12 protein-coding genes are annotated in these 8,226 nt (G+C 48.5%); all 12 read left to right on the top strand.

Annotated features, from left to right (window positions below):
- On the top strand, positions 1 to 621 hold a 621-nt coding region (locus AC2VLY_RS03365; RefSeq protein ID WP_486894044.1), incomplete at its 5' end, for a hypothetical protein.
- A 486-nt stretch (positions 622 to 1,107) separates the two neighbouring features.
- Positions 1,108 to 1,494, top strand: a complete 387-nt coding sequence (locus AC2VLY_RS03370; RefSeq protein WP_486894047.1) for a DUF1281 family ferredoxin-like fold protein — start codon at positions 1,108 to 1,110, stop codon at positions 1,492 to 1,494.
- Between the two features lie 82 nt (positions 1,495 to 1,576).
- Entirely contained in the window at positions 1,577 to 1,951 is a 375-nt protein-coding gene (locus AC2VLY_RS03375) for a hypothetical protein (protein WP_486894049.1), read from the top strand.
- On the top strand, positions 1,948 to 2,943 hold the full coding sequence (locus AC2VLY_RS03380; RefSeq protein ID WP_486894051.1) for a phosphoadenosine phosphosulfate reductase domain-containing protein: 996 nt from the start codon (positions 1,948 to 1,950) through the stop codon (positions 2,941 to 2,943). Before AC2VLY_RS03375 ends, AC2VLY_RS03380 begins: the two co-directional genes overlap by 4 nt.
- Positions 2,944 to 2,998: 55 nt before the next feature.
- A complete protein-coding gene (locus AC2VLY_RS03385) occupies positions 2,999 to 3,538 on the top strand; it encodes a hypothetical protein (RefSeq protein ID WP_486894053.1) in 540 nt (179 codons plus the stop codon).
- A gap of 347 nt (positions 3,539 to 3,885) precedes the next feature.
- Positions 3,886 to 4,758: an MYG1 family protein gene (locus tag AC2VLY_RS03390; protein ID WP_486894054.1), complete on the top strand. Its 873-nt coding sequence runs from the start codon at positions 3,886 to 3,888 to the stop codon at positions 4,756 to 4,758.
- 84 nt (positions 4,759 to 4,842) lie between these two features.
- Positions 4,843 to 5,421: a hypothetical protein gene (locus AC2VLY_RS03395; RefSeq protein ID WP_486894056.1), complete on the top strand. Its 579-nt coding sequence runs from the start codon at positions 4,843 to 4,845 to the stop codon at positions 5,419 to 5,421.
- A 553-nt stretch (positions 5,422 to 5,974) separates the two neighbouring features.
- The gene (locus tag AC2VLY_RS03400; RefSeq protein ID WP_486894057.1) at positions 5,975 to 6,322 is read left to right on the top strand and encodes a hypothetical protein; all 348 of its coding nucleotides are present in this window, start codon (positions 5,975 to 5,977) and stop codon (positions 6,320 to 6,322) included.
- A complete protein-coding gene (locus AC2VLY_RS03405) occupies positions 6,315 to 6,572 on the top strand; it encodes a hypothetical protein (protein ID WP_486894059.1) in 258 nt (85 codons plus the stop codon). Before AC2VLY_RS03400 ends, AC2VLY_RS03405 begins: the two co-directional genes overlap by 8 nt.
- Positions 6,565 to 7,020 (top strand): hypothetical protein, encoded by a 456-nt coding sequence (locus AC2VLY_RS03410; RefSeq protein ID WP_486894060.1) that lies wholly within the window; start codon positions 6,565 to 6,567, stop codon positions 7,018 to 7,020. Before AC2VLY_RS03405 ends, AC2VLY_RS03410 begins: the two co-directional genes overlap by 8 nt.
- Positions 7,021 to 7,394: 374 nt before the next feature.
- Entirely contained in the window at positions 7,395 to 7,622 is a 228-nt protein-coding gene (locus AC2VLY_RS03415) for a hypothetical protein (protein WP_031572249.1), read from the top strand.
- Positions 7,623 to 7,684: 62 nt separating this feature from the next.
- Positions 7,685 to 8,226 (top strand): KfrB domain-containing protein (locus tag AC2VLY_RS03420; RefSeq protein WP_486921766.1); only part of this gene is annotated, 542 nt, incomplete at its 3' end.

Genomic DNA, 8,226 nt, shown 5'->3' on the forward strand with positions numbered 1-8,226 from the left:
CTCCAGGTTCCTCCCGGCAAATCCGGCAGGATATCAGGTGGTCAATTTACACGCTGTTTTCCACCCAATTCTGGCAACTTTTGCACGCTGTTTAACATCCATGCGAATGTGCGATTATTGGAGAAAGGATGCCAATATGATCTGGGAACAGCCCATCGTTACCCGGCATATACCAAAGCACTCACCCCGTTACTGACTTACCTGAATCAGCCATACAGTCTGCATGCCGCCAATAACGGCACACCACTCCTTCACCAAATCGGCAATCTGCATCGATTAGCTGATGCGTCCGGCTTGCCGGTGGCATTGGAAGGCTTATATCCCGGCCGTCGGGCCAACACGGTATCGGCATGGTCAGATTACGCGGCACTGCTATCAAAGAAGGTGCCTTACGCCCTGGATTTGTCGCATTTGAATATCGTGCGTCACGCCTACGGCCCCGCCCCAGAAGGTCTTGTCGAGACTTTGGTACAGGACCCGCATTGTCTGGAAATTCACATTTCCGGAAATGATGGACTCCATGACCGTCACCAACATTGCGATGGTCAGGAATGGTGGCTAGATCTACTGCATTTGGCCCATAAAAACACGGCGATCTTTTACGAAGGCCGCATTATTTAACACGGTCATCACCGATTGCGCACCCATTACCTATCAGGTAGTGGGTGCTTTATTTTGATTTCATATAAAAAGCAAAAATTGGTTTTTATATGCAATTAAGTCTTATGGTCAACCGACCCGTCCATCGCACGTTAGCGAAATCTCTCATTCCGCGCATATGCGCTTTTCTCAAAGGAGTATCTAAATTCCCAACAATACCTCTTGCCACGTTGTTGTCCGTGGTAATCGAACAGACATTGAAAACATCATCAAGAAACATTTTGATGAAAAAACCCTGGACTTTAACTCCATTATCCCCATGCCAGAGGCGCTCAAGGGTGCCGTAGAAGGTTCCGTCCGCAAATGGGGCGAAGACCTGCTGACGCAGAATAGCGAAAGCGCGCGAAATTATATTATGCGTCGCGCTGCGGAAAAGGACATCACCGTTCCAGACGACGCAGATATAAACCAACTCTCCCACGGAGACATAGTGCTCTTGCACTCGATGTGGAACCTGAAATCATTTTCGAAGGCCTGGATGCCCTGCGCTGCCTGGAAGAATATGGGGCGCGATCCTGGTACGACTGGTCTATCAATAATTGGGGCACCAAATGGTGCGCTTATTATGGTGAATACAGCATAACCCATTCCGAAGCAGGAATATCCAAACTGGATATGCACTTTTGCACGGCCTGGTCTCCGGCCTCTCCGGTAATCAGCGCCCTTTCGGAAATGTGCCCTGATATGGAATTTGAACACCATTTTTTGGATGAAGGCGGCGGGTTTGCTGGCACGGAAATCTATGTCAATGGCCAGTTGGTGAGCAACACCGATCATGATTGGGCATGGTTCGCCGCGTCGCATTTTGGTTATGAATTTTCTGATGAAGAATAACACATAACCAAGCTTTCGCTTCACCACATCACAACGCGCATGCACTGAAAAGTCCATGCGCTTTTTCTTGGAGAAAAACTCTATGAATCATGAGGAACTCACTCAGCAAATTGAAAAATTTGCTGCTATCGCTACACGCGGTTGCGGTCAGTCCGATATCGTTTGGGGCACGATCTTCCAAGCCAATTTTGATGGTTGGGTGGAGATGATGCCTGTAGAAGATACAGAAGCCGCCATCGCTATCGCCAAACAGCAGGGCTATTACTGCGAAGAAAACGAGGATGAATTAGGTAGCGAATATTGCTGCCATGGACTCACTTCCGACACCTGCCCTTGTGGGTGTTTTGAAGACCCGCAATGGCTAGAAGAACAGCGTTGGGATGAACTTTGCGAAGCTCAAGAGCAGGCGTTCTATGCCGAAATGGAGAAAACAAACCGAGATCAGGATGTTGCATGAGTAGTAACAGCAAACAAGATCTTATCCCTGATTTCAGCCAGTACGACCGCATTGTTATTGGTTTTTCCGGTGGCAAAGATTCTCTGGCCTGCCTGTTATCCGTGCTTGAAGCCAGTCCGGATTCAATCAACAAGATAGAATTGTGGCACCACCTGATTGATGGTAAATCAGGTGGCGGTCATTTCATGGATTGGCCCATCACGGAAAGCTATTGTCGGGCCGTAGCTAAACACTTCGGCATCCCCATTTATTTTTCCTGGAAGGATGGTGGCTTCAAGCGCGAGATGTTGCGCGACCAAACGCCCACCGCCAAGACCTATGCAGAAACGCCAAACGGTCTTGTGTCCTCTGGTGGAAGCGGGCCTGATGGCACGCGCATGAAATTTCCACAAGTGTCTGCCAACCTCAGTGTCCGGTGGTGTAGTGCCTACCTCAAAATCGACGTGGCCGCATCTGCCTTGCGCACGGATCCACGTTTCGAACACAGCAAAACGCTCTTCCTCACCGGAGAGCGTGCAGAGGAATCCCCAGCCAGGGCTAAATATGAAACGTTTGATGTGCATCGTGCAGACCGTCGGAATGGCAAGAAAGCACGGCACATCGACCATTGGCGTCCAGTGCATCACCTGGATGAAAAAGCCGTGTGGGACATGATCCAGAAATATCAAATCAATCCACATCCTGCATACCATCTTGGCTTTGGCCGAACCAGTTGCATGAAATGCATCTTTGGTAATGACAACCAATGGGCAACCGTACATGCGATGGACCAGGAAGGGACTGAAAGGCTTATGTTCTATGAGGATCAGTTTGGATGCACTATTCATCGTGTCCATTCCATTCAGTCCCGCGTCGCCCGGGGCACGCCGTATCCAGCAAGCAAAAGCCGCTACGCGGAAATTGCGATGCGTGATTATTACGAGGAACCCATTACCCAAGAGTCCTGGGCACTGCCACCAGGAGCCTTTGGGGATAATTGCGGACCAACCTAATTACCAAAGCGCAAGCCGGCAGTCACGGCTTGCGCAAATAGACAAGAGGCTATTTATGGAAACAATAATCGACCCGAATACCGAAATATCAGTATGGGAATCCAGCGATTATCCCTATTCAGAGAGGATGATCGATAGGATCAAGGTACTCAAGAAAAGGCTATTCAAGGGCGCCTGGATAAAGAAAATCGTCTGGGATGAACAAGGTGGATACCCAAAACATAGCTGGGGATTCATCCAATACACCTTGCGCCCATATCGACAGGGCTACGGTTGTGACGGCACAACCGACAACAACATTCATCTCATCGCCTCGACCATGGCACAACGTGAAGGCTGGAATTACGAAACCATTTACCGGGAAGCCTATGGTGACGAACGCGATCATACTTGGTTACATGACTGGTTAGAACGCATCCAGAAACCCAATGGGGCCACGAGAAAGGAAACCCTGCTCCCGGTTCAAAATACAGCGAAAAATTGGGCGCTGGCGTTGAATGATTTGTATCAGATCAACAACCGTTCACTTGAATCCGTACTGGAAAAATTGGTGCTGGATACCTATCCCAAGGCCGAAAAATATCTTTCCTTATGAAGGATAATGCCATGACCATGTTGGTCATGGCCTTTCTGTTCACCATCTCGGGAGAATACATGGCAAAGAAAAATACCTGCACAAAAAGTCGCACAAAACTGCGGCAATATCACAAGTGGCCCATGAACTACTGGCCCAAAGGGGCTATCCGCTTACTGAGAAAACATCGGTGGGCTGAGGGCTGCCTCTAAAAATGATTCTTGCCGGATACTTATTCCGGCAAGACTTCATTCCTATGGTTTTATTTTAATCATAGGAATGAAGCATTAAAAACCAACCTGGTGGTTATCCCAGGAATTCTCGTCCTCATCAGGAGGACCATTCTTCTGTTTTCAAAAGGAGCCAATATGGTACAAACCATAATCACTCATGACGGCGTGTTTCACGCCGACGAAGTATTTGCCTGCGCAGTTATGCGCGTCATCCATCCTGAAGTTAAAATTATCCGGACGCGCGATACGCACACGCTATTAGAAGGAAAAGAAAACAAAGACACCATGCTGATTGATGTGGGCATGGAGTACGACTATTCGCGCCGACTGTACGATCATCACCAAACTGAGGGGGCCGGCCAACGTAAAAATGGCATCCCTTATTCCAGTTTCGGGCTGATCTGGAGCAGCTATGGACCCATGGCCATTTTCTGCCGCTATCCTGAGTTGGAGGATGAACAGATTCAGGAAGCATACCAACTGGTCGATGATGGACTCGTCTCATCTGTGGACGTCGTAGACTGCAATGGTTTACGTGTTTACAAGGATACGAGTTCCCCTCTTTTCACCGTCTCACAGGTTCTCAGCGGATTTAACGGTATGCAGGATGGATTTTCCCTCGCCATGGAAGTGGCGCAATCCATACTGGATAACGAAATCCGGTCAGCGGTAACTATCGTTCTCAAGAAAGCAAACCTGTTCCGTAATATGTCTGAACAATCCGGCGTCCCTGTGTTGGTCATCGGTGATTTCTTCCCTGGATGGCAACCACTGGTCACCGGCAGCGCGTACAAACGTGTGGTGTTCCAGGACCTATCAGGAACGTGGCGCGTGCAGATCGTGCCGGAAACAAGCGCATTGCCAGAATCATGGTGGGGCTTGAGTGGTGAAAAACTGGATAAGGCCACCGGGGTTAAAGGCGGAATCTTCTGCCATCGTGGCGGATTTATAGCCGGCCACACAACTTTTGAAGGTGCCCTGAAAATGGCAAACCAATCCATTCCATAAACTAAAAGCAGGCGTCAGCCAGATTCCTCTTGGCGGGTGCAGGTATTAATAAGCCCGCCAATACACATGAAAAGGAGCATTACCATGTCAAAATGTCGTCATTTTATGATCTACTCTCCAAATGAGGCCGCAACTAATTCAGGTCGCGGTTTTTGGTTAAACCGTAATGGCTGGGTTGAAATCCAAGATGCAACCCTATTCACGGAAGATGAGAAGGAAAAAGCCTCGCTACCCATGTCTCTCGGTGACGATAGAAGATGGGTACCTCTTGACCTGGACTATTCTTGTTCGGAACATAACAACCTACTGTTGGCAGCATACATGGGCATCGGTTTTTCACAAACCTATGCGTCTTTATCATCAGACGAAAAAGAGGAAGACAGCAAAGGAATTGGCTACCCAAAGCTAGTCTGCTATGTGGTGAATCAAGCAGGATTCCTGAATGATGTTTTCAACAGAAGCCGGGATTGCTTTAGCTCTATTTCGTTTTACAAGGATATCGCAGAAAAGTTCGGTAAGGAGTATACAGCGGCGATACTGCGATCAGATATAATCATTGAGGATGAACCTTTTTTGCAAAATCTAGCTGTGGATACACTGAAAGATGTTTGCGAAAAAGCACTCCCAAAAGATGTGTTCAAGATGCTTTTAAGCCCTAAATAGCTTGTTGGATTACGTCTATAAAAAATCAACAATTTTTCCTGCAATTCAATATTAAATTGAGTTGCAGGACATTGTTGATACATGCGTGAGTCAATATACAAGAATGCATGGATAGCATGACACTCTTGTATGTTCGCATTCGGCTTTCTTCCAGAATTTTTACTGACAAAATGCAACCAGCGATGCCAGGTGAAAGCCTGTAGCAAACTGCGTTGTCAAGACGAATTGACAATCACCGACACCATGATATATTCAGTCATGGTGTCGCCCTTTTCTGGCTCGGGCGGCGTTACACCAGGCGCAAGAGCCGTTTCATATGGGCGCTTTCAAAAAACGGGCATCCCGTTTCTAGGGATGCTTTGTCTTTTCTCCACAAAATGATCTCTGTCTCTCGCAATAACACATCCCCAAGAATCCGCATGCAGAAGCCTATCCACTAGGGTGTGTTTCTGCATGCCCGCATTCTGCGGTCATCCTGTTTTTTGAACGCTACCCGGGCGTACCGGGATTTCCACAAAGGCCTCTGCCTTTCGCGTTTTCACAGGAGACACCCATGACTACTGCAACATACCTCCCTGTCCGGCTGTTTATGGACAAATTTCTCTGGGCCGTGCGCATTGTTCACCAAGGCGACCACTATGGGCGAAACCTTTGCCTGGTTCATGAAAGAACCGAACCAATGGTTGAGTTTTACGACACACGCTACCTCTTCTCCGATCTGGGGCAATTTGTTTCCAGATATAACCTGTCCACCCTGCTCGACAATCACACTTTTGGGCACGGACTCTGCCTCGATGGTGGCGAGCCTGACTGGACCCTTTCCGATACATGTTTCGGCAAGGTTCAGGGTTGGTTAAAGAACCTGGATCTGTTGTCCGAAAAGGAGCTGAATCATGTTTGAAATGACTGAAGCCCTTATCCATCATGCCCGTTTCTTGATTCTGCGCATGACCAGCGCCGAGTTCCATGACATTGAATGGGAACTTATCACCGCACAAAATTTCGCATTCAAAGCTGGGCAAACTGCCGGAGCAAGACGGTCCTCAGTACCCGAATACCTGCCTGCGCACCTTCGTGTTGCCTACCAGGAAGGTTACGCTGACGCCAGATACGAAGCCCTCTGTCTGGGAAAGGAGATGGATCATGCTTGAAATGACTGAAGCCCTTATCCATCATGCCCGTTTTTGCATACTGAATATGACCCATGCGGATTCATCCGAAATTGAGCAGGCCATCAAAACCGCTCAAGCATGGGCTTTCGATGCTGGCAAGGCGGCCTTCACCACCCAAACATCCCGGCCCAATGATCTCCCTGTCATGCTTCACGCGGCGTACGACGATGGTTTTTTCGAGGCGCAACTCGCCGATTCGGAAGAACGGGAATATGCAGAATGGTGCCGAAAAGTTGAGGAAGAACTGGAAGAACTGGAAGATCTTCGGCAGAACTATCCAGACTCTCCCGAAGAACGGTTCATCTTTTGTCCCAATGGCCATAATTCGCTATTTACCAAATCTGGTTATGAAGAGTGCGCTGGATGCGGTTGCTTGATGACCGAAGACGCTGAAGAATCCTTCTACAACGCCGGTCAGTGTATGTGAGCATTTATGGCTATCACGCGCGTAAACAGCACAATGCCAGGGGCCGTCACCCCCATCTGCAATACCTGTGGCATTCTTCTCTGTTGGGACATTTCAGAGGAGGAATATCAGGATGACAAAGCATTCTGGGATGACTGGATTTGCCAAGACTGCAACGGTGGAAAGCCGAAATCGCTAAAATCATGGCGATTGCAGTACAGAAATAAACCAACCAACCAATGAACACGCATAAATAAGCGTTTGCCAGCTTCCCGCTGGCAAGCCCTTATTCCCATGCTTATCTGTATGGGAATAAGGCATTATCACGCCACCTGGGGCATCCAGGATTCTCACTTCCTATTTGCGCGTTTACTACCGCAAAAAAGGAGCAACCCATGAAAATCACCATTCACCATACCGAGGTAGGGCGTTACGCCCATATATCCGCTACCACCGGGCAGGAGATTGATCTGCCCCTGGAAGATGGATTACCCACAGCGCAAAGTTTGCGCATGCACGCCGAAATGCGTCGCCATCAACAATGTGACTCTCGTATCGCAGCAATTATTCAGGAAGCTGCAGACCACTACGAAAGTCCATTTAACCGTAGCAACATAACCTAAACAGGAGAATTTTTATGAATGAAAGCGAAACCGTTGCCATTATTCGCCGTGCTGCCTACAGCGTGGGTGGAAATTTTCGCAGATACAAATACCGCGTTTGCGACCCCATCAACGGCGGAAACAGCATGCTCGGTTTGAGTGACTTCAAACCGGTCGAAGGAAAAGTTATTGCCATTGAAGAGGATGTTGTTGTTGTCCAGGAAGGCCGAAAAGCGGTTTTTGTTGCCTTTGACCTGAACAACCTTGACCAGGTGCCTTCTGTTGGGGACAAGGTGAAAGTCACTCCGTATCAAAGACGCCGTTTTGATGGCAAGCGCTTGAGCGACCCCGTTGAAGAGAAGCACGAAAATGGTTTTGTCTCCAAGCTGTACCATCTCGGAGAACAAGCCTCTAAAATTCCTGGCATTACCGCCGATGCTTCACAATATCTGCAGGATATGGCCGAACAACTGGCGAATTTGCCCGCCGATTCGCGCCGCCGTATCACTCAGGTATTGATTGATGCCGGTGCATGGAAAAAACCTGTTCAGATCTTTGACGTGACCGAAGATGCGGACACGCATCTTTTGCCAAAACTGGTTTTTCATATTGAACAGGAAAACCA

This window comes from Acidithiobacillus sp. TH-A36 (assembly GCF_057473445.1).

Bases quoted from the DNA above. Each gene is read 5' to 3' on its own strand.
- AC2VLY_RS03375 (WP_486894049.1), top strand. From the start codon at position 1,577: ATGAATCATGAGGAACTCACTCAGCAAATTGAAAAATTTGCTGCTATC.
- AC2VLY_RS03380 (WP_486894051.1), top strand. From the start codon at position 1,948: ATGAGTAGTAACAGCAAACAAGATCTTATCCCTGATTTCAGCCAGTAC.
- AC2VLY_RS03385 (WP_486894053.1), top strand. From the start codon at position 2,999: ATGGAAACAATAATCGACCCGAATACCGAAATATCAGTATGGGAATCC.
- AC2VLY_RS03390 (WP_486894054.1), top strand. From the start codon at position 3,886: ATGGTACAAACCATAATCACTCATGACGGCGTGTTTCACGCCGACGAA.
- AC2VLY_RS03395 (WP_486894056.1), top strand. From the start codon at position 4,843: ATGTCAAAATGTCGTCATTTTATGATCTACTCTCCAAATGAGGCCGCA.
- AC2VLY_RS03400 (WP_486894057.1), top strand. From the start codon at position 5,975: ATGACTACTGCAACATACCTCCCTGTCCGGCTGTTTATGGACAAATTT.
- AC2VLY_RS03405 (WP_486894059.1), top strand. From the start codon at position 6,315: ATGTTTGAAATGACTGAAGCCCTTATCCATCATGCCCGTTTCTTGATT.
- AC2VLY_RS03410 (WP_486894060.1), top strand. From the start codon at position 6,565: ATGCTTGAAATGACTGAAGCCCTTATCCATCATGCCCGTTTTTGCATA.
- AC2VLY_RS03415 (WP_031572249.1), top strand. From the start codon at position 7,395: ATGAAAATCACCATTCACCATACCGAGGTAGGGCGTTACGCCCATATA.